Source organism: Synechococcus sp. H55.8 (assembly GCF_047462375.1).
Taxonomy (GTDB): domain Bacteria; phylum Cyanobacteriota; class Cyanobacteriia; order Thermostichales; family Thermostichaceae; genus Thermostichus.
The window spans coordinates 122,809-142,250 of sequence record NZ_JANSJC010000001.1; the positions used below are offsets into that span (position 1 = coordinate 122,809).

21 protein-coding genes are annotated in these 19,442 nt (G+C 62.6%); 15 read left to right on the top strand and 6 right to left on the bottom strand.

From position 1 onward, the window contains the following. Positions 1-357 precede the first annotated feature (357 nt). The 10 genes from NW862_RS00585 to NW862_RS00630 all read left to right on the top strand — a co-directional run bounded on the left by NW862_RS00585 (position 358) and on the right by NW862_RS00630 (position 9,261). Positions 358-1,140 carry an SH3 domain-containing protein gene (locus NW862_RS00585; protein ID WP_414332736.1) on the top strand — a complete coding sequence of 261 codons (783 nt, stop codon included), beginning with the start codon at positions 358-360 and terminating at the stop codon, positions 1,138-1,140. A 44-nt stretch (positions 1,141-1,184) separates the two neighbouring features. Beyond that, positions 1,185-2,138 carry a hypothetical protein gene (locus NW862_RS00590; RefSeq protein WP_414332734.1) on the top strand — a complete coding sequence of 318 codons (954 nt, stop codon included), beginning with the start codon at positions 1,185-1,187 and terminating at the stop codon, positions 2,136-2,138. 70 nt (positions 2,139-2,208) lie between these two features. Continuing rightward, positions 2,209-2,742, top strand: coding sequence for a hypothetical protein (locus NW862_RS00595; protein ID WP_414332733.1), 534 nt, complete (start codon positions 2,209-2,211; stop codon positions 2,740-2,742). 2 nt (positions 2,743-2,744) lie between these two features. Then, complete coding sequence (cbiM, locus tag NW862_RS00600; protein ID WP_414332731.1) at positions 2,745-3,389, top strand: cobalt transporter CbiM; 645 nt, start codon at positions 2,745-2,747, stop codon at positions 3,387-3,389. Continuing rightward, on the top strand, positions 3,376-4,209 hold the full coding sequence (gene cbiQ, locus NW862_RS00605) for a cobalt ECF transporter T component CbiQ (protein ID WP_414348845.1): 834 nt from the start codon (positions 3,376-3,378) through the stop codon (positions 4,207-4,209). Before cbiM ends, cbiQ begins: the two co-directional genes overlap by 14 nt. 124 nt (positions 4,210-4,333) lie before the next feature. Continuing rightward, positions 4,334-5,713, top strand: coding sequence for a 30S ribosomal protein S12 methylthiotransferase RimO (gene rimO / locus NW862_RS00610; RefSeq protein ID WP_414348846.1), 1,380 nt, complete (start codon positions 4,334-4,336; stop codon positions 5,711-5,713). Between the two features lie 30 nt (positions 5,714-5,743). Further along, positions 5,744-6,436, top strand: a complete 693-nt coding sequence (gene rpiA, locus NW862_RS00615) for a ribose-5-phosphate isomerase RpiA (RefSeq protein WP_414332726.1) — start codon at positions 5,744-5,746, stop codon at positions 6,434-6,436. 250 nt (positions 6,437-6,686) lie between these two features. Then, positions 6,687-8,024: a UDP-N-acetylmuramoyl-tripeptide--D-alanyl-D-alanine ligase gene (locus NW862_RS00620; RefSeq protein ID WP_414332724.1), complete on the top strand. Its 1,338-nt coding sequence runs from the start codon at positions 6,687-6,689 to the stop codon at positions 8,022-8,024. Positions 8,025-8,044: 20 nt separating this feature from the next. Continuing rightward, a complete protein-coding gene (locus NW862_RS00625) occupies positions 8,045-8,350 on the top strand; it encodes a DUF3134 family protein (RefSeq protein ID WP_414332723.1) in 306 nt (101 codons plus the stop codon). Positions 8,351-8,724: 374 nt separating this feature from the next. Next, positions 8,725-9,261 (top strand): fasciclin domain-containing protein, encoded by a 537-nt coding sequence (locus NW862_RS00630; protein ID WP_414332721.1) that lies wholly within the window; start codon positions 8,725-8,727, stop codon positions 9,259-9,261. Positions 9,262-9,385: 124 nt separating this feature from the next. Here the strand turns inward: NW862_RS00630 and NW862_RS00635 are convergent, their stop codons facing one another. Next, positions 9,386-9,628: a hypothetical protein gene (locus tag NW862_RS00635; protein ID WP_011433628.1), complete on the bottom strand. Its 243-nt coding sequence runs from the start codon at positions 9,626-9,628 to the stop codon at positions 9,386-9,388. A 187-nt stretch (positions 9,629-9,815) separates the two neighbouring features. On the opposite strand from NW862_RS00635, the gene NW862_RS00640 reads away from it, so the two are divergent. Next, complete coding sequence (locus NW862_RS00640; protein ID WP_414367994.1) at positions 9,816-10,718, top strand: cyanophycinase; 903 nt, start codon at positions 9,816-9,818, stop codon at positions 10,716-10,718. Then, a complete protein-coding gene (gene menD, locus NW862_RS00645; protein ID WP_414426828.1) occupies positions 10,715-12,517 on the top strand; it encodes a 2-succinyl-5-enolpyruvyl-6-hydroxy-3-cyclohexene-1-carboxylic-acid synthase in 1,803 nt (600 codons plus the stop codon). Before NW862_RS00640 ends, menD begins: the two co-directional genes overlap by 4 nt. On the opposite strand, the gene miaA is transcribed toward menD, so the two are convergent. Continuing rightward, the gene (miaA, locus tag NW862_RS00650; RefSeq protein WP_414426829.1) at positions 12,441-13,457 is read right to left on the bottom strand and encodes a tRNA (adenosine(37)-N6)-dimethylallyltransferase MiaA; all 1,017 of its coding nucleotides are present in this window, start codon (positions 13,455-13,457) and stop codon (positions 12,441-12,443) included. The two genes, menD and miaA, sit on opposite strands and share 77 nt — an antisense overlap. Before the next feature lie 121 nt (positions 13,458-13,578). Here miaA and NW862_RS00655 point away from each other — a divergent pair, with 121 nt between their 5' ends. Next, positions 13,579-14,433 (top strand): hypothetical protein, encoded by an 855-nt coding sequence (locus NW862_RS00655; RefSeq protein WP_414348850.1) that lies wholly within the window; start codon positions 13,579-13,581, stop codon positions 14,431-14,433. Between the two features lie 161 nt (positions 14,434-14,594). Here NW862_RS00655 and rpe read toward each other — a convergent pair whose 3' ends face one another. Both rpe and NW862_RS00665 read right to left on the bottom strand, forming a co-directional pair. Beyond that, positions 14,595-15,305: a ribulose-phosphate 3-epimerase gene (gene rpe / locus NW862_RS00660; protein WP_414332712.1), complete on the bottom strand. Its 711-nt coding sequence runs from the start codon at positions 15,303-15,305 to the stop codon at positions 14,595-14,597. Between the two features lie 102 nt (positions 15,306-15,407). Continuing rightward, positions 15,408-15,629 (bottom strand): hypothetical protein, encoded by a 222-nt coding sequence (locus tag NW862_RS00665; protein ID WP_414332711.1) that lies wholly within the window; start codon positions 15,627-15,629, stop codon positions 15,408-15,410. Positions 15,630-15,778: 149 nt separating this feature from the next. Between NW862_RS00665 and NW862_RS00670 the strand changes: the two genes are divergently transcribed. Beyond that, positions 15,779-16,174: a VOC family protein gene (locus NW862_RS00670; RefSeq protein WP_414348853.1), complete on the top strand. Its 396-nt coding sequence runs from the start codon at positions 15,779-15,781 to the stop codon at positions 16,172-16,174. Positions 16,175-16,179: 5 nt separating this feature from the next. Next, positions 16,180-17,763 (top strand): NAD(P)H-hydrate dehydratase, encoded by a 1,584-nt coding sequence (locus tag NW862_RS00675; protein ID WP_414426830.1) that lies wholly within the window; start codon positions 16,180-16,182, stop codon positions 17,761-17,763. On the opposite strand, the gene NW862_RS00680 is transcribed toward NW862_RS00675, so the two are convergent. Next, a complete protein-coding gene (locus NW862_RS00680; RefSeq protein ID WP_414332799.1) occupies positions 17,723-18,556 on the bottom strand; it encodes an undecaprenyl-diphosphate phosphatase in 834 nt (277 codons plus the stop codon). The two genes, NW862_RS00675 and NW862_RS00680, sit on opposite strands and share 41 nt — an antisense overlap. A gap of 178 nt (positions 18,557-18,734) precedes the next feature. Continuing rightward, positions 18,735-19,355, bottom strand: coding sequence for a DUF2808 domain-containing protein (locus tag NW862_RS00685; protein WP_414348942.1), 621 nt, complete (start codon positions 19,353-19,355; stop codon positions 18,735-18,737). Positions 19,356-19,442 lie beyond the last annotated feature (87 nt).

The window sequence follows — 19,442 nt, forward strand, 5'->3', positions numbered from 1 at the left end:
GATAACGGCAGTGCAGTAAAGCCTTGCAAGACAAGGTTGGTTTTCTGGCTCATCCCCATCGTTGGCGTAGTGTGCCGGCGGCAGGGAGAATCGCCAGACGGGGGGAGTCTCTATGCTCATCTTGGTCAAATGGGGGGTCGCCCACCCACAAGGGTGTCTGCTCTGCTTCCCCTGGCTATAGAGGCGGGGGGTTGACGCGATTCTGTTCAAGCCAAGGTCAGAAGCAAAAGTCGGCATCTTTGAAGATGTTATAGATTGGGATGCGAGTGCTCTGAATCTCGTAGATCCCCGGTTGCTGACAGGGATCCCAATGGGTTTTGCGGTTCTTGTCTGCAGCTTTGCAGGGAGGTACTTTGGATGGCTAACTACCCAATGCGAGGCCGTTCTTCTCCTGCTTCTGACCATTTTCCCTTGGGCACCTTGGTGGTGGCGAGCGTCTCGGTTGGGGCTCTGGCCGCCTTGGGTTGGCAGTTGTGGCAGATGGTCGCTCCGATGTTGGCCCCCCCGCCCCCACCCCAATTTCAGCGGGCGATCCGCCCGGATCCCTTGCCGAGCCCAACCAGCTTTCCCCCTCCCCTGTCTGCCCCTGCTGCAGGCACCCTTGACCCTGAAGGATTTCCCCCCGGCAGCCGCGGACGGGTGATTGAGCCGATTGGCCTGGCGATCCGCAGCCGGCCCTCCGCCGATGGAGCCTACCAGGGCGGGATTGTGGTGGGGGAAACGGTGACGGTGTTGGAGTATAGCGCCGATGGTCGTTGGCAACGGGTGCGGCGGGAGTTGAACGGTCAAGAGGGCTGGGTGCGGGCGGGCAATTTGGGCCCTGTGGAAGGGGCGGCAGCCTCGGCATCTGCTGTCTCTACCGTTTCACCATCGACAGTTCAGTTGACTCAACCCAGGCCTGAGTCCACCCACTCTCCTGGAGCAACAAGCGTTTCCCCCGGTGAGCGGGGGCGGGTGATCGAGCCGATGGGTTTGGCGCTGCGAGCCACTCCCGACCGGGAAGGGGCCTACATGGGCGGCCTGCCCCTGAATGAGGTGGTGACGGTGTTGGGCCTGAGCGAAGATGGCGGTTGGCAGCGTATCCGCCGCGAGAACGGGCAAGAGGGCTGGGTGCGGGCCGGGAACCTGGCGCAGGAGTAGCAAGATGCCCCAGCGGGGGATTGTGGTGCCCCGAAAGTTTGTGTTTGGCTAGGTCAGTAGCGCTGGCCGAACTCCAGGTGAAGCAACTCCTCTCTCCGTCGTGGGTCATTTCCTCCAGGGATCCCTTGGCCAGAGGGCTGGCTCTGGTGGCCCTGGGGCTGGGAGCCGGCATGACAGCTTGTCGTCCGCCTGTCGAGTCGGGGCCAGCTAGGGAGCCGCAGGCGATCTCTGCCTCGGCCAAAGGCACGCTGGAGCTGTGGGCCAACGGCGAAGCGTTCGTGCGGGAGGGGTTGGTCTCCAAAGACGGCTGGGCGCTGCAGTTTGAGCATGTGTACGTGACGCTGGCCGACATCACGGCCTACCAGACGGATCCCCCTTTTGAAGGGAAAGGGGAGCTCCAGGCCAAGGCCTTAGTCAACCTGACAGGCCCCCTCACGGTGGATTTGGTGCCAGCGGCGGGGGCAGAACGGGTTCTGCTGGGATCCCTGGAAGCTCCCCCTGGGCACTACAACGCCTTGGCTTGGCGGCTGGTGCCGGCAGCGGAGGGGCCGGCCAAGGGCTACTCCCTCTGGATCGAGGGCACAGCCCGGCCAGCAAAAGGGGAGGGAGAGGGGATCCCCTTTGTGCTCAAGTTCAGCCCTGAGCTGGCCTTCGTCTGCGGCGAGTATGTGGGGGAAGCGCGCAAGGGCTTTGTCCAGGCGGGCCAGGTGGCGGATCTGGAAGTGACTTTCCACTTTGACCACCTGTTTGGGGATGGCAGCCTACCGCCGGAAGATGACCTCAACCGGGCGGCGCTGGGGTTTGCCCCGCTGGTGAAGCTGGATCCCCTCTCCCTGGAGCAGCGGCTAAAGGGGGGATCCGACCCTCTGGTCTGGGACGACCTGCAGGAAAGTGGGACGGCGTCCGAAACCCTCTTGGAGATCCTGCAGAACTTGGGCCACGTGGGGGAGGGCCACTGCCGCGCGTCCTCTGACCGTCTTGGTGGGACGGGATCTTGACCTTAGGTCTTTGCCCTCGAGCCTGGGTGGCTTTTGCAGTCGAGAGATTGTCCTCTACTTTTGCCGACCCATGAACTCAGTCTGGCCAAATCGCCTCCCTTTCTACGCTTACTGGCAACTGAGCTGGCTGGCCTGCGGCCTGCTCTTGTCTGCTCCGGCTTGGGGGCATGGGGTGGAGGCCTCTTGGCGGGCCGTCCCCACTTTCGAGATCCAAGCCCGCTACGATTCCGGCGAGCCGATGCGTTCTGCCCGCGTCACGGTGTTTGCGCCCACCGATCCCACCACCCCTTGGCAGGAAGGGCAAACGGATGAGCAGGGGCGATTTCTGCTGCAGCCGGATCCTGAGCTCAAGGGACTGTGGCAGGTGCGCATTCGCCAGGCCGGCCACGGCGGGGTGGTGAACGTGCCGGTGGGCGAAGCGGCTATGCAGGCAGAAGGGATCCCCAACGGCTCCTCCTTTGGCCCTGTGCAGCGGGGGGTTATGGCTGCCTGTGTCATCTGGGGGTGCTTGGGTACGGCCCTGTTCTTCTCCCGGCCCCGTCCCTCCCAAGGCCCAGAACTCCCCGACTCCTCAGGGGGTGTTGCCGCTTTGAGCCAGGACTAGCCATGCACATCAGCGAGGGCCTTCTGCCAGCACCGCTTTGGCTGGGGGGCTATGGCATCACTGCCCTGCTTACGGGTTGGAGCCTACACCTCCTCCAGCGGTTGGAAAAGGATCCCCGCCGCCAACTGCCCAAAGCGGCGCTGCTGACCGCCGCCTTTTTTGTCGCCTCCTCCATTCACCTGCCTTTTCCCCCGGCCAGCCTGCACCTGCTGCTCAATGGCTTGCTGGGCGTGATGCTGGGGGCCTTGGCCTACCCGGCGATTGTGGTGGGCCTGTTTTTTCAGGCGGTGGCTTTTGGCCACGGGGGGCTAACCACCCTGGGGATTAACGCCGCCATTATGGGGATCCCGGCGCTCTTGGCAGGGGGGATCTTTCGAATGGGCCGACGGCGGCTGGGAGACGGGTTGGCAGCCTTCTGGGCGGGGGCGGCGGGGGTGGGGCTGGCGGCGCTGCTCTTCTACGGGGTGGTGATGGCTGCTCTCCTGGGCGAGGGGACGGTCTCCACCCAAGCAGAGCGCTTGGCCTTGGGCAGCTTGGTGATGGCCCACCTCCCTTTGGCGGCGGTGGAGGGGCTGTTTACCTGTTGGGTGGTGCGGTTTTTGCAGCGGGTGCAGCCGGAGCTGCTGGGAGAAGATGCCAAAAGATAGGGCCGAGGCCGTCATCTCCCAGGATCTCAGGGGAACGCAGTTCTCTCCACCCGCTCCCCTCCCTCCCTCCCCCTCTTGGCTTCACCGCTGGCGGCCTTTGCCCAAGCTGGTGGGCCTGGGAGCCCTGATGGCAGCTTTTGCCCAGGTGCAGCGCTTGGCCTTGCTGCCCCTGGCCTGGGCGCTGCTGGCTCTTCTCTGGGCGTTGTCGGGAGTGCCGCTCAGCCGAGGACTGAAACGGCTGGCCGCCCCAGGCGCTTTGCTAATAGCTCTCGTCGCTCTCCTACCGTTAGTTATGGGGAACACCATCCTCTGGCAGTGGGGATCCCTGGCTCTGCGGTGGGAGGGGCTGGAGAAGGCGCTCTATGTCGTTGGGCGCAGCCTGGCTTTGTTGGCGCTGGCGACGCTGCTTTTGGAGACCACCCCCCTGCTGGAACTGTTGGCGGCTTTGCGGGCGCTGGGGATCCCCGACCTGCTCTTGGAGTTGGCCTGGCTGACGCAGCGCTACCTGCAGGAGATAAGCGCCCAGTGGCAGCAGATGCAGCGGGCAGCTTGGCTGAGGGGCTGGCAGCCGCGGGGATCCCTGTGGCGTCCGGGCCCGGCCTTGCGCCAAGACCTGCCCTTCCTGGCTGCTGGGGTGGCTACTCTCCTGGTGCGCAGCTATGAGCGCTCCGAGCGCGTCTATCAGGCGCTGCGCCTGCGGGGCTACGGGCGGGCGCCCTTGGTTCCGACAGCGGCTGGCGGGGATCCCTGCAGTTGGGCGGCCAGCGGTCTGGCAGTGGCTGTGGCTCTTGGCTTGGTGTGGGTTCAACTTGGGGGGTAGCCCGATTGAGCTGGTTGGCAGAGGAGTTCAGAAGCGAAACCTAAACTAGAATAAGAAAACTTTCATTTCTGCTGTCGCCATTCTCTCGGCCTCTCCTGTGGCTATGAACCGGTTGGAGACCGCTTTGCCTACGCCCTCTCGCAGCCCTGCCGCTCCCCCAAAGAAAGCGCCGGCAGTTGCCGTTGTGCACCTGGGCTGTGAGAAAAACCGGGTGGACACCGAGCACATGCTGGGCCTGCTGGCCCAGGCGGGCTACCGGGTGGAAGGCGACGAAGACAGCGCCGACTACGTCATCGTCAACACCTGCAGCTTCATCGAGGCGGCGCGGCGGGAGTCGGTCAGCACCCTGATGGAGCTGGCGGTACAGGGCAAAAAGATCCTCATCGCCGGCTGCTTGGCCCAGCACTTCCAAGAGGAGCTGCTGCGGGAGATCCCGGAGGCGGTGGCCATCGTCGGCACCGGCGATTACCACCAGATCGTGCAGGTGATCGAGCGGGCGGAGCGAGGGGAGCGGGTCAACGCCGTCACCTCCAGCTTGGACTACATTGCCGACGAGACCGTCCCCCGCTATCGCACCACCCATGCGCCGGTGGCCTACCTGCGGGTGGCCGAAGGATGTGATTACCGCTGCTCTTTTTGCATCATCCCCCACCTGCGGGGCAAGCAACGCTCCCGCCCCATCGAGTCCATTCTGCGGGAGGCGGAGCAACTGGCCGCAGAAGGGGTGCAGGAGTTGATTCTCATTTCCCAGATCACCACCAACTACGGGATCGACCTCTACGGGGAGCCGCGGCTGGCCGGGCTCATCCGCGCCCTGGGCCGGATCCCCATCCCCTGGATCCGCATGCTCTATGCCTACCCCACCGGCATTACCCCGGCAGTGGTGGAGGCCATTCAAGAGACGCCCAATTTCCTGCCCTATCTGGATCTGCCGCTGCAGCACAGCCACCCGCAGATCCTCAAAGCCATGAACCGCCCCTGGCAGGGCCAGGTCAACGACCGGGTAATCGAGCGGCTGCGCCAGGCGCTGCCCAACGCCGTGCTGCGCACCAGCTTTATTGTCGGCTTTCCCGGCGAGACGGAGGAGCACTTACAGCATCTGTTGGACTTTGTGCAGCGCCACCAATTTGACCATGTGGGGGTGTTTACCTTTTCTCCTGAAGAAGGCACACCCGCCTACCACCTTCCCCAGCAAGTGCCGGAGCCCCTTAAGGAAGAGCGCCGCGCCCGCCTGATGCAACTGCAACAGGGGATCGCCTTCCGCCGCAACCGCGAGCAGGTGGGGCAGGTGGTGCCTGTGCTCCTGGAGCAGGAAAACCCCCGCACCGGCGAGTGGATTGGCCGTTCCCCCCGCTTTGCCCCTGAGGTGGACGGGGTGGTGTACGTGCGCGGGCCGGGATCCCTGGGATCCCTGGTGCCGGTGCAGATTACTCGCGCCGAGCCCTACGATCTCTTTGGCCAGGTGGTGGCAGCGCCGCAGGGCTTTAGCTGGAGCGGGCGGTAGAATAATTCGGTTGGACTCCGGAAAGGCGAGATGGCCAGTGCAGATGAGCTGAAACAGGCAGCAGCCCAAGCGGCGGCTCAAAAGGTGCAGTCAGGGATGGTGGTGGGGCTGGGCACAGGATCCACGGCTGCTTTTGCGGTGAGCGCCCTGGCGGAGCGGATGCAAAAGGAGGGGCTGCAGTTCATCGGTGTGCCCACCTCGGAGCGCACAGCAGAACAAGCCCGCTCCCTGGGGATCCCGCTGGCCACCCTGGAGGAGCAGCCCCGCCTGGATCTGGCCATCGATGGAGCCGACGAAATTGAAGTGGGATCCCTGAACTTGATCAAAGGAGCGGGGGGGGCTCTGCTGCGGGAAAAACTGGTAGAGGCCAGCGCCGCCGAGCTGATCATCATCGCCGATGCCTCTAAGAAGGTGACGCATCTGGGCACTCGCTTCCCGGTGCCCGTGGAGGTGGTGCGCTTTGGCTGGAAAACCACCTTGGCGCGGGTAGAGGCTATTGGCTGTGCGGCCACTTTGCGGTTGAATGCCCAAGGGGATCCCTACCTGACGGATGAACAGCACTACATCCTCGATTGCCAATTCGGCCCCATCGCCGATCCCGCCAAGATCGCCGATCAACTCAAGGGGACGGTGGGGGTGGTGGAGCATGGCCTGTTCATCGGCATGGCCCAAGAGGCGATCATCGCCCTTCCTGAGGGAATTGAGACGCTGCAACCAAGCTGATCCCGTACCCAGTTGCGTATTGGCATCATGTCCAATCGCCATGAAACGGTTCGTTAACTCCCCTCTCCCGCTGGGAGAGGGGCTGGGGGTGAGGGAGCGCTCCCGCTGGGAGAGGGGCTGGGGGTGAGGGAGCGCTCCCGCTGGGAGAGGGGTCGGGGGTGAGGGAGCGCTCCCGCTGGGAGAGGGGCCGGGGGTGAGGGAGCGCTTGGGAACTGTCTCAATGACTTGAAATGATTATGAAGAATGCCCGATGCTGACCTTACAAGCTGTAGCCGATCTGCTGCAAACCCCTCTCCGGGGAGATCCCCATCTGTTGGGGTTGCCGGTTCAGGCCCTCTGCACCGACAGCCGCCAGTTGCAGCCGGGATCCGTTTTTGTGGCGCTGCGGGGGGAACGCTTCGACGGACACGATTTTATTCCGCAAGCCCTGAGCAAGGGAGCTGTTGCCGTCATCAGCCAGCGTCCGACCTCAGGCCCTCATTTTCAGGTTTCAGACACGCTGAGGGCCTATCAGCGCCTTGCCAGGGGCTGGCGGGAGCAATTCTCCATCCCGGTGGTGGCCATCACCGGCTCAGCCGGCAAAACCACCACCAAGGAAATGCTGGCGGCTGCCCTATCCCGCTACGGCAGCGTTCTCAAAAGCGAGGCTAACCACAACAACGACATTGGCGTGGCGCAAACGCTGCTGCGGCTGCAGCCGGAACATCAGTTTGCGGTTCTGGAAATGGCCATGCGCGGCCCTGGGGAAATTCGCCGCCTGGCGCAGATGGCCCGGCCCACCCACGCCTTGATTACCCACATCGGCACCGCCCACATCGGCAGGCTGGGATCCCGCGCCGCCATTGCCGCCGCCAAGTGCGAGCTGCTACAGGAGCTGGGGCAGGGAGTGGCCCTGCTCAACGGAGAAGATCCCTTGCTGTTGTCCACCGCCGCCGGCCTGGGGTCGGGACCAACCCTCACCTATGGCCTGGAGCGAGGAGACCTGCGAGGAGAATGGGATCCCCAAGCCCAAACGGTAACCGTGGCGGGCCTGACCCTGCCGGTGCCCCTGCCCGGAAGACACCACGCCCTCAACTGGATGGGGGTGCTGGCGACTGTGCGCAGCTTGGGGCTGGATTGGGAGCCGCTCCGAGAACCCATCGCCTTGCCCACGCCTCTGGAGGGGCGCAATCGCCATCTCAAGCTGGCAGGAGATGTGGAAATCTGGGATGAAACCTACAATGCCTCGCCGGAAGCGATGATAGCGGCTCTGCACCTATTGGCCCAAACCCCAGGGAGACGACGCTGGGCCGTTCTCGGCCCCATGCGGGAACTGGGAGAGCATGCACCTCAGCTCTATGCAGAGGTGGGACGAGCGGCTGCCCCTTTGGGGTTGGATTGGGTTTTGCTCCTGGATCCGGAAGGAGAAATGCAGCCGCTGCTCGACCAAAAACCGGCAGCCCAGGCAGAACGCTGTAGGGATGCAGCGGCAGTGCTGCAAGTTTTGCTAGATCAGGTGCAAGCCGGGGATCGGTTGCTGTTCAAGGCGGCACGAGCCGTTGAGCTGGAGCAGGTGCTGCACCGCTTTTTGCAAGCCTGGCAGCGGTAGGCTAAGCTAAAAGACAGCTGATGGCAAGCCTGCATCTCTCTGTTGGGCTGGGATCAGCCCAGGCGGCTTTCTCTTTGTCGATAACTACCCCTTCTGCGTACGGCATGTACTTCAATCCCTCTCTACGCGAAGAACCCCGCAATCAACCGCCAACAGTGGTGCCCTCCCCTAGTAGCCTTTCCATTCTCGATTGGTTGCGCCAGCAAGGCCGGTTGATCGAGCAGCCTATTGAAGTCTCTGGGGCTGTTTTGGAAGAAGACATCGACGACATCGACGACTTGATCGGGGACGACTACAGCGAAGACTTCGAGGCAGAAGAAGAGTAGGCACGACGGCCGAGATCGTTACGAGATCACCAGCTCGTTGATCCCTTCGCCCGACACGTCGAGGGCGTCGGCTTTTGCGCTGCCAATGGATCGCTAACTTGAACAAACAAAACAATAAATGTAAGTAAACGTAACGGATCCCTCAGCCTCAAGGGATCTTTTTTTAGCTTGTTTTGGATTGCTCACCACCATCCCGCGATGATTGTTGCAAATCTAACCTCAGCGGAGATTAGCCTTGCAGCCCCTGTAAAAAAAGTATTTTGGGGCAGTGGAAATATCTTTTTTGGGGACTTTTTTCAATTTTGAGGAACTCCAGCTCCATCCCGCCCGTCATAGATAAATGTAAACCTACTCTTCACGGAGGGTTACATTGCATGATTCGCAATCTCTTCGCTCTTTCCTTAGCTGTTGTCTCGGCCACCACGTTGGTTGCAGCCCCTGCGGTCATTGCCGGCAGCTACGGCGCAACTTCTGAAAGCGTGAAAACCGCTGCTGCTACCGGCAAAACCATTGTGGATGTTGCGGCTGAGGCCGGCTCTTTCACCACGTTGATCCAAGCCTTGGAGGCTGCCGACTTGGTGGAGGTACTGGCTGGGGAAGGCCCCTTCACCGTTTTTGCTCCCACCGACGAGGCCTTTGCAGCGCTGCCGGAAGGCACTTTGGAGAAGTTGCTCTTGCCGGAAAACCGTGAGCAATTGACCCAGATTCTCACCTACCATGTGGTGCCCGGCAAAGTTCTCTCCAACGATCTGAAAGCTGGGGAAGTGGTCACGGTCGAGGGATCCCCTGTGGAGATCTCTTTGGCTGATGGAGTCAAGGTCAACGATGCCAACGTGGTGACCGCGGATATCGAGGCCGTCAACGGCGTCATCCACGTCATCGACAAGGTGATCCTGCCCCCGCAGATCTAACCTGTCGGTAGGGAAGTTCTAGATCCTGCGGGGTCTAGTTCTCTGGCAGCCCCTGCCCCCGGTGGTGGGGGCTTTGTGTTGCAACTTAGGCCGACGACCCTCAAGGGATCCCTGACCTTGAGCTCTATAGGTCGATGCCGACGCTGGAAGCGTAGATCGCCTCCACCGACACGCCCGAGACCCGCTGCGGACGCACAATCATGTACTCATTGTCCATCTGCTTGGGCAAGGTGATGAACTCTTCGCCGCCCACCATCAGGTTGTTGATCAACTCTGTGTATTCTCTGGCCTCTTTGACCCGCACTTGCATGGTTTGTCCACCTTCCAGCATGATGTGGACAAGGTATCCGTCAGGTTTTCTGGCCATGGATGCTCCCGCTGGGTAACCGAAGGACGAAACGAGGGGTGTTCTTATGAACATTATTCCCCCTTTCGCGACCCCTAACCCACTCCTAGCTCCGCCGTGAAATCTGGAATGGGGCTGCGCCAAACCGAATCTCAAGCCGTAGCATAGTGAAAGTGAAATGTGTCCATTTTAATCTTTCTCGCGCTCCATGCCCCATTTGCCTGATGTCTCTGCTGCCCACCGTGAGCTGGGGTGGAACGGAGTTCCTTCCACCCCGACCCACGCTGCCCAACCCTACCCTACCGTGAGGGATCCCAGCATCGCCCGTTCCGACCTCATTGCCGTTGGGGGAGCAGAGGACAAGGAAAAGGAATGCCACATCCTTTGGGAGTTCTTCCGCCGAGCGGGGGGAAGGTCGGCCCACATCACCATCGTGCCTGCGGCTTCTGGGATCCCGGCGGTGCTGGGGGAGGTCTACGCCAATATTTTTCAGCAGATGGGGGCGGCCAGCCTGCAGGTGCTGGATATCCGCAACCCGATGGAGGCGAGGGATCCCGATAACGTCGAGAAAATCCGCTCCTCCACCGGCATCTACTTCACGGGTGGGGATCAGGAGCGGCTGGCGGAGGTGCTGGCCCACAGCGAGTTGATGGAGGCCATTCGGCAGCAGTGGCAGCGAGGACAGACGGTGATTGCCGGAACCAGCGCCGGAGCTTCTGCCTTGGGACAGCAGATGATCTCCCGCGGCTACAGCGGGGAACCTCCCACGCCGGCAATTGTAACGGTGAAGACGGGCCTGGGCCTTTTGCCTCGCGTCATCATCGATCAGCACTTCCATCAGCGCAATCGCCTGGTGCGGTTGGTTACAGCGGTGGCCCACTACCCCCAGTGCCTGGGCATCGGCATCGATGAGAATACGGCGGTGGTGATCCAGGCCAACAATGTGATGGAGGTAATCGGCTTGGGCACGGTGACGATTGTGGACGGGACGCAACTGTACTCGACCGTTCAGGAGGCGGCAGCGGACGAGTATTTTCGGCTGCACAATGCCCGCCTTCACTTTTTGCCGCCGGGATCCCGATTTGATCTCAACACGTTGACTCCGCTGTGACCGGTGAAAACTTTGTCTCGCCAAGGCGGCTGGATTGGCGCAACCTCAACGCCCTCTGGGGATCCCTGTTGGCCGAGACCCTGAGCCGGCTGGGCTGTCGCCTGGCGGTGGTGTGCCCGGGATCCCGCTCTGCCCCCCTCACCTATGCCCTGGCGCAGCATCCGGAGATCGAGGCCATTCCGGTGCTGGATGAGCGGTCGGCGGCCTTTTTTGCCCTCGGCTTGGCCCAGCGAACTCGGCAGCCCATCCCTCTGGTGTGTACTTCCGGCAGCGCCGGCGCCCATTTTTTCCCGGCTCTCCTTGAGGCAGCCGAAAGTGGGTTTTCCCTGTTGATCCTGACGGCGGATCGGCCCCCAGAGCTGCGCCACTGCCGCGCCGGGCAGACTATCGACCAGGTGAAGCTCTACGGTCACTACCCCAACTGGCAAGCGGAATTGGCCCTGCCCAGCGCGGAGCCAGAAGCCCTGGCCTATCTCCGCCAAGCCCTGGTTCACGCCTGGGAGCGCACGCTTTACCCCTTTCCCGGCCCTGTGCATTTGAATGTGCCCTTGCGAGATCCCCTAGCTCCCGTTGCCGATGGCAGCACTGCGCCCCTGGTTCATTTGCAGGAAGATCCGGAGTTTGAGAAGACCTTTTTCCGCGGGGTTATCCCCCCATCTGGCCTGGCTGCCGGTTCTGCGTTCGCGTCAACAGCTTCCTTTTGGCAGGAGTGGCGCGGCTGTGAGCGGGGGGTGATCTTGGCGGGGCCGGCCCAACCGGCGGATCCCCAGCGTTATGCAGAAGCGGTGGCCCGCTTGGCGCTGGCCCTGGGCTGGCCGGTGTTGGCGGAGGGACTCTCCCCTCTGCGCAACTACGCTTCCCTCAACCCCCATCTCGTCACCACCTATGACCTCCTCCTGCAGCGGGATGGCCCCCAGCTCTGGCCGGAACAAGTCATCCAACTGGGATCCCTGCCCACCAGCAAAGCGCTGCGGCAAACCCTGGCCAAAGCTCGCCCCCGCACCTGGCTGCTCGATCCCCGGCCCGAGAACGGGGATCCTCTGCACAACCCCACCACCCATTTGCCCTTTGCTGTGGAAGAGCTGGCCGCCGGGATCCCGGAAGCAACATTCAAAACTCCAGCCCCCCGAACAGCTTTTCTGCAGGGCTGGCTGACAGCCGAAGCGCAAATCCGCGCCACCCTAGACCAGACCATGGCTGACCTGCCGGAGTGGTTTGAGGGCAAGATCGCCTGGTGGCTGGCCCACCACCTGCCGCCGGAGACGCCCCTGGTGATTGCCAACAGCACGCCGGTGCGGGATGTGGAGTGGTTTTGGCCGCCCAACGACCGCCGCATCCGGCCCTACTTCAACCGCGGCACCAACGGCATTGACGGCATTCTCTCGACCGCCTTCGGGGTGGCCCACCGCCATCGGCCAACAGTGCTGCTGACCGGGGATCTGGCCTTTTTGCACGACTGCGGCGGCCTGCGGCTTAGCCCTTACCTGCAGGGATCCCTGACTATCCTCCTCATCAACAACCGGGGGGGTGGGATTTTCGAGCTGCTGCCCATTGCTGAGGCGGGCCCACCCTTTGAGCCCTACTTCGCCACTCCCCAGGCGGTGGATTTTGCCCTCCTCTGCCAGGCCCATGGCATTCCCCACCGGCGGCTAGAGACTTGGGAAGAGCTGGCCCAAGCCTTGGATCCCTTGCCCGCCCAAGGGGTGCGAGTGTTGGAGATCCTCACCGATCGGAAAGCCGATGCTCAGCGGCGGCGGGAGTGGTTTCAGCAGTGGTCTGAGCTGCCATCCAGGCTTTAACCCGCTCCCAGATCTGCTCGGGCAGATCCTCGGCCTCGCAGTCCAGCCACTGGATCCCTGGCATGGCCCGAAACCAGGTCATCTGCCGCTTGGCAAACTGGCGGGTGCGCCGCACAATCAAAGGCTGCAGCTCCGCCTCTGGGATCCGCCCTTCTAGGTAAGCGCCGATCTCCGCATAGCCCAAAGTTTGCAAGAGGGGCAAGTCCGGCCCATAGCGCTCCCGCAGAGTTTTTACCTCTTCGATCCACCCCCTCTCCATCATCTCCGCCGTGCGCCGGGCAATACGTTGTTCCAGACGGGGCATCGAGCAGCGCAGCCCCAAGATCAAGATGGGGTAGTGGGGAGGATGGGCCTGCCGTAGGCAAGAGGCCGGTTTCCCGGTGGTGTAAATAATTTCCAAGGCCCGCAGGGTGCGCACTTCATCATGAGAGTGGATCTGCCGAGCGGCCACGGGATCCAACTGCTGCAGCCAGGCGTAGCGGATCTCGGGCGGCCAAGTTTCCAATTGAGCGCGCAACTGGGGCTGAGGGGGAACTGCCGGGATCTCCAGCCCTGCAGTGATGGATTGGATGTAAAGCCCCGTCCCCCCCACCAGAATGGGAGTCTGTCCCTGCCGATGGGCCTCGGCAATGCGGGCTTGGGCCGCTCGTTGGAACTCGGCCACGGTGTAGGTGTGGCGGGGATCCACAAAGTCAATCAACTCGTGGGGCCAAAGGGCCCGCTCGGCGGGAGTGGGCTTGGCGGTGCCGATGTCGAACTCCCGGTACACCTGGCGAGAGTCGGCGTTTAACAGCGGGGATCCCAGCCGTTGGGCCAGCAGCAGCGCCTGGCGCGACTTGCCGGTGGCGGTGGGGCCAGCAATGACGACGAGCCCCGGCCCTGCGGTCGAGGAGGGAGGTTCTCGGCAGTCGCGCCCATTTGGAGACCGGTTTTGATCCATCCGCTGTCGGCAAGAAAGTTCACCCAGGGCAGCAGATTAAAATTTTCAAAGAACCCTAGCGCTGTGGATAAAATAGGACATCCATAGCCTCTATTGTCTTCCCGGCTCTTCGAATTTCCCCGTGATCTCATCTTACGTCTCTGCTTCCGTTGCCGTGTTGGGCGGGGCGCAGCCTCGATTTGAGCTGCCCCCTGTCAAACTCCTTCTCTTGTTGCTGCGGGCCTCGGCACGGCGAGGGCTGGCCGGCCTTGGCAGAGCCCTCGGAGCCGGTATCCTGGCGGCGCTGCTGGCGTGGGAACCGCGCCCTGCCTTGGCGGAAGTTTTGGTGCTCAAGCAAGGAGAAGTGCGCACTCTGCCCCTATTGCAAACGCGGGCCCGACTGCCCCTACAAATGGAAATGCTCTATTTGGGCATGGTGGAGGAGCGCTTCTTGAGCTACGCCCGCGCCAACAATTGGGAGACCATTGCTAGCGACCGCGAGGATCCCCGCTGGAGCCGCTGGCAACTGCGCCCAGGCGGTGAGGCCCTCTACCTGCCGGATGCCCCTTCATCGCGGGATCCCTCAGAGCCCCCCCTCTACGCCCGCGGGTTTTATGTGCAAGCCTATTTTGTCGGCGGACGCTTGGCGGGGATGCACCTGATTCATAACCCGGAAGAGCCGGGCTTCAATTTGAGGCAACTGCAAAGGCTTGTTCGCGCTTGGTTCCCCGATAACCGCTTGATGTTGCACTACCAGGTGCTGCCGGAGGATCCCGACCGGCAGGTGCTGGGCGCCTACTGGGGCACCATCCCTTCTCCTTACCTTGCTGACATTCAGCGCAACAGCCGCCTGCCCTTTTGCCAAGTTTTTTTCAGCCCTACCTCGCCTCAGCCAATCGTTCCCCCCTCTGCCCCTCCGCATTGCCTCAGCCAGACTGCCGTAGAGGATGGTGCAGCCCCTGCGGCTGCCCAGAAGAAGACCGCCGCTCTGCGCTAGAATTTCGAGCCCGTTCTTCCACCAGAAGGGATCCCTGCCGCTGAGCTGTGGCCATTCGCAATGGGCCAAGATTGAGGGGCGCTAGGTCTTCTTCCCTCTCTTTTGTGCCTTGGCCTAAGAGGGGCTCAAGAGCATGGGTTTCCCCAATCGATAAGCTCAAATCAAACCGTTACCAGCTCCGGGCGACGGCTGTTGCGGATAGCGCGAATAGCCTCCGCATAGTCTTTGGCCTTGAACACTGCCGAGCCGGCCACAATGGCGTTGGCCCCCGCCTCGATGACCTGCCAGGCGTTGCTGGCCTTGAGGCCGCCATCTACTTCAATCCAGGGATCCAGACCGCGCTCGTCGCACAGGGCCCGCAGTTGGCGAATCTTGGGCACCACCGCCGGAATGAAGCTCTGGCCGCCAAAGCCGGGGTTGACGCTCATGATCAAGACCAGATCCACCAAATCCAGCACGTACTGGATGAGCTCCAGGGGGCTAGCGGGGTTGAGCACCACACCTGCCTGTTTGCCCAGATCCTTGATTTGGCTGAGGGTGCGGTGCAGGTGAATGGTAGAGCTGGACTCGGCATGAACGGAGATGATGTCGGCCCCCGCCTTGGCAAAGTCGGCCACATACTTTTCCGGCTCCACAATCATCAGGTGGACGTCCAGAGGCTTGGCCGTAACCGGGCGCAGCGCTTCCACCACCAGCGGGCCGATGGTAATATTGGGCACAAAGCGGCCATCCATGACGTCCACGTGGATCCAGTCGGCCCCCGCCTCGTCCACCGCCCGCACTTCTTCCCCCAAGCGGCTAAAATCCGCCGAAAGAATCGAAGGGGCGACAACAATCGGCTTTTGCCCAGAGGCTGCTGACGGCTGAGTCATGGTGAGTATCCAAACTGTGAACCGCAAGAAAGGGGAGCCTGCTCCTCTATGGTACGGGGTTTGATCCCCTTTGCAAACTGCCTCTTGGCTCGGAGACTAGGGTTACAGGGGACTGGCCTCGACCCAATGCCGGAAAACTTGGGCCAGATGACCCCAGGGATGCGGCGGCTGAGCGTTGCTCTGGGACTCTGGAGCAGCCTGCTCTGAGGGAGCCGGTTTTACCTCTTCTTCCAGCCGCAGGGCAAGCTGCTGCAATTGCATGTAGATGCTGTTGACGGCCAGCATGGCCAAGACGGTGCCGAAAAACTTGGTGCGGGATCCCATAGACCAACCCCTAGGCAAGAAGCAAGATAGAGGATATTCTCGTCGCCGCTGCCCTAGTTCCACCTTAGCGCACAGGCGGAACAGGTCTTTTGGAGAAAATCCTTACACTTTCTCTCGACAGCTTCAGGAACTTGCGCCCAAGCAACGTCATGAGCACCTATCAGCACCTGCACACCGCCCTTTGGGTTAGCGATCTGGCCAGGGCTGAGCATTTCTACGGAACCGTGCTCGGGATCCCCAAGGCAGAACGGTTTCCCTTTAACTTTCCCGGCGCTTGGTACCAGGTGGGGTCTTCGCAGATTCATTTGATTGTCACTGAGGAGCCGCTTGACCAAGGGCAGCAAGCCAGTCGTGGCAGCAAGGCGAAGTGGGGGCGCCATCCCCACGTGGCGCTGGGAGTGGAAGATCTGGAGGCGGTGAAGGCCCGCTTGCTGCAGGCAGGCTACGAGGTGCAGCCCAGCGCTTCCGGGCGGGCGGCTGTGTTTGTTCGGGATCCCGACGGGAATGTGATCGAGCTGAGCTCCATAAGCCCCCCTCAGCCATGACCGCCATGACAGAGCCCTCTTTGCCTCAGCAGCGCAGCGTCCTCAACTCCCTTGACCCGGCCACCGCCCTGGTCAGCTCGGCGCAGATGCGGCGCCTCGAGGAGGAGATCTTCGCTGCCGGCATGCCCGTGGCCGCCCTCATGGAGAAGGTGGGGCTGGCCGTTTTTGCCCGGTTGCGGCAGGATTTTCCCCAGGCGCAGCGCATCGGCATCCTCTGCGGCACGGGGCACAATGGCGGCGACGGCTTGGTGGTTGGGCGAGAGCTGCGGCTAGCCCAAAAGGGGGTAAAGGTTTGGCTGGGGAAGCCGGATCTCAAACCCCTAACCGCCGACCACGCCCGCTACCTCAGGGCTCTAGGGGCGGAGTTTGTGGAGCGGGTGGAGGCGTTGGCCGACTGCGACTTGCTCATCGACGCCCTCTTTGGCATTGGCCTAAACCGGCCCCTGGGGGATCCCTGGGCGGGGGCGGTGGAGTGGGCCAACGGCAGCGGCATTCCCATCCTCAGCCTGGACTTGCCTTCTGGCCTCAACGACCAGACGGGCGAGATCTGGGGCTGCTGCATCCGCGCCAGCCACACCTATGCCCTCGGCCTCTGGAAACGGGGCCTGTGGCAGGAGGCGGCTCTGCCCTGGGTGGGACGGCTGCATCGCCTTGATTTTGGCATCCCCCCTTGGGTCTGCCCGGCAGAGGCGGCTCCCCAGTTGTTGCTGAACCCTTGGCCGCATTTTCCCCCTGACCCGCCTTTGGATACCCACAAATATCGCCAGGGATCCCTGCTAGTGGTCGCAGGGTCGGCGGCCTATGCCGGGGCGGCAGTGTTGGCCGGGCTGGGATCCCGCGCCAGTGGCGTGGGCATGGTAACCCTGGCGGTGCCGGCGGAATTGAAGGGGCTCATCCACAGCACTTTGCCGGAAGCCTTGGTTCACCCCTGGGAAGGGATCCCGGCTCTGCCGCCGCTGGGTGAAAAACCTTTCCAGGCGGTGGCGGTGGGGCCCGGCCTAGGAGAAGCCCGCCGGCGACTGCTGGAGAGCTTGCTGCAGGATTGGGCCGGGATCCCTTGGGTTATCGACGCCGATGGCCTCAATGCCCTGGCGGAGATGGGGGTGGAGCGCTTGCAAGAAAACGGGATCCAAGCCATCCTCACCCCCCACCTGGGGGAATTTCGCCGGCTTTTTCCAGGGATCCCGCTTGCGGATCGCATGGAGGCAGCCCAGAGAGCAGCAGCCCAGAGTGGAGCGGTGGTGGTTTTAAAGGGAGCACGGACGGTCATCGCCTCTCCTAGGGGGGAATGCTGGGTCAACCCGGAGAGCACACCGGCTTTGGCCCGCGGTGGCAGCGGCGATGTCCTAACTGGCTTAATCGGCGGCCTGGTGGCGCGCAGAAGGGCCCAACTGGGTCAGTCGATGGGGATCGCGGAGCTGCTCAGTTGTGCCTGTGCCGGAGTGTGGTGGCATGCCCAAGCCGCTATCCAGTTGGCGGGGGAGCGGGGTCTAACAGGGGTGGATCCGGCCCACCTAGGGGAGTACCTGCCCAAGGCGCTAAGTCGGCTTAAGGTTGCAAGAACCCCAGGGCCAGTCCCAGGAAAATGAACAGGCCAAACCCAATCCGGTAGGCGATAAACAGCCAGGTGCTGCTGCGCTGCAAAAATCGAATGAGCCAATCGATGGACCCGTAGGAGAAAACAAAGGCCGAGAGCGTCCCCAACCCCTGCGACAGCAGCGCCTCTGCCTTAAACTCGGAGATGAACTCCGCCACCCCCGCCAAAAAGAGGGCCGGGATCCCCAGCAAAAAGGAGTAGCGGGCGGCAGCCGAGCGCTGCAAATCCAGCAACAGAGCCGCCGTCAGCGTCACACCGGAGCGGGAGACCCCTGGAATCAACGCCAAAGCCTGGGCCAGCCCCACCCAGAGCCCATCCCCAATGCCCAGGCTGTGCAGATCTCGCCGGCGTTTCCCCACCCGTTCCGCCCAGCCCAAAGCCAGCGCCAAGCCAATGGCGGCAGCAGCAATTACCCCCAACTGGCGGGGTGGGGATCCCCAAATGGCCTTGACGGCCCATCCGGCAACCACAATCGGCAACGTCCCCACCAGGATCCCTATGAGCAGCCGCCAAGACTCCTGCTGGAAATCTCGCTCCTGCCAAGCCTTCCAGGAGCCAAGGAGCACCTGGCGCAGATCAGAGGCAAAGTAGATCAACACCGCCCCCAAGCTGCCCAACTGGATTACCGCCGCAAAGGAAGCGCCTGCATCTGGCCAGCCCAGCAAAGCCGGAACCACCCGCAGGTGCGCCGTGCTGCTGATGGGCAGAAATTCAGTGATCCCCTGCACCATGCCCAAGAGCAGGGCCTGCCACCAGTTGGGATACCAGGTGTCGGCTAGCACCAAAGACAACCTCTCCCTGTATGCCAGGCTACCGTCTGGAGGGGAGATCCCCTCACCCCCAGCCCCTCTCCCTGAGGCCCAAGCGCTCCGCGCCGCTCACGCGACCACCCCCAGCCCCTCTCCCTCAGGGAGAGGGGAGATGGGGATCCCTTGGGGTTGTTGAAACCAGATGCAGCGGCCATCAGAACGTGAGCCGCTCCGGATCGTCGATGGTGATGAGCCAGTTGCCCACCTTGCGGAAGAGCGGGTTGGGCTCTGTTCCCCGTACCCGCGCCTCTACCCGGTAGATGCCGGCAGCGGAAGGGTTGCGCACATTGGAGAGCACCAAGCGGATCTCCTGGCCGGCGGCAATGGGTTGACGGGCCACCACCTCCAAAGAGCGAAACTCCTCGTTCCAGTACACTTCCGCCAGCTCCACCGACTTGCCCTCCACCTCTAGGCGCACATTCTGGGGATCGATGACGGCATCAAAGTTCCTATCCGCGCTAATCTGCACCTCCGCCACCGCCACATCCTGCGGTGGGATCTTCAGGCGATAGCGATCCAGCCGACCGCGAATGCCGCGAAAATCCAGCCGATAGCTGAGGACAGGCACCCCCTCGCTGCCGGTGATGACAAAGCCCGACTGTGCCTTTGCCAAAGGGGATAGCGCCCCTACCAACAAGCCTGCCAAAATCAGCCTCGTCCCCAGCCGGGCCAAGCGGAGGCCCCACGAACGCTTCACTGCTCTCAACACCCAAACCTCCCAAAAGACTTCGGCACAGGCGCACCTTGCCGCCGGCCGAGCGAGCAGCAAGGCCATGAGATTGAATTGCTATCCATTGTAAGGGGCGGGATCCCTTCTACCGAGAGCGCCCAGGGCCCACTCGGGTGCGGAGATGCGCAGTTT

Coding starts and splice junctions, on each gene's coding strand:
- NW862_RS00585 (WP_414332736.1), top strand. CDS start 358: ATGGCTAACTACCCAATGCGAGGCCGTTCTTCTCCTGCTTCTGACCAT.
- NW862_RS00595 (WP_414332733.1), top strand. CDS start 2,209: ATGAACTCAGTCTGGCCAAATCGCCTCCCTTTCTACGCTTACTGGCAA.
- cbiM (WP_414332731.1), top strand. CDS start 2,745: ATGCACATCAGCGAGGGCCTTCTGCCAGCACCGCTTTGGCTGGGGGGC.
- cbiQ (WP_414348845.1), top strand. CDS start 3,376: ATGCCAAAAGATAGGGCCGAGGCCGTCATCTCCCAGGATCTCAGGGGA.
- rpiA (WP_414332726.1), top strand. CDS start 5,744: ATGGCCAGTGCAGATGAGCTGAAACAGGCAGCAGCCCAAGCGGCGGCT.
- NW862_RS00620 (WP_414332724.1), top strand. CDS start 6,687: ATGCTGACCTTACAAGCTGTAGCCGATCTGCTGCAAACCCCTCTCCGG.
- NW862_RS00625 (WP_414332723.1), top strand. CDS start 8,045: ATGGCAAGCCTGCATCTCTCTGTTGGGCTGGGATCAGCCCAGGCGGCT.
- NW862_RS00630 (WP_414332721.1), top strand. CDS start 8,725: ATGATTCGCAATCTCTTCGCTCTTTCCTTAGCTGTTGTCTCGGCCACC.
- NW862_RS00635 (WP_011433628.1), bottom strand. CDS start 9,628: ATGGCCAGAAAACCTGACGGATACCTTGTCCACATCATGCTGGAAGGT.
- NW862_RS00640 (WP_414367994.1), top strand. CDS start 9,816: ATGCCCCATTTGCCTGATGTCTCTGCTGCCCACCGTGAGCTGGGGTGG.
- miaA (WP_414426829.1), bottom strand. CDS start 13,457: ATGGATCAAAACCGGTCTCCAAATGGGCGCGACTGCCGAGAACCTCCC.
- rpe (WP_414332712.1), bottom strand. CDS start 15,305: ATGACTCAGCCGTCAGCAGCCTCTGGGCAAAAGCCGATTGTTGTCGCC.
- NW862_RS00665 (WP_414332711.1), bottom strand. CDS start 15,629: ATGGGATCCCGCACCAAGTTTTTCGGCACCGTCTTGGCCATGCTGGCC.
- NW862_RS00670 (WP_414348853.1), top strand. CDS start 15,779: ATGAGCACCTATCAGCACCTGCACACCGCCCTTTGGGTTAGCGATCTG.
- NW862_RS00675 (WP_414426830.1), top strand. CDS start 16,180: ATGACAGAGCCCTCTTTGCCTCAGCAGCGCAGCGTCCTCAACTCCCTT.
- NW862_RS00685 (WP_414348942.1), bottom strand. CDS start 19,355: ATGGCCTTGCTGCTCGCTCGGCCGGCGGCAAGGTGCGCCTGTGCCGAA.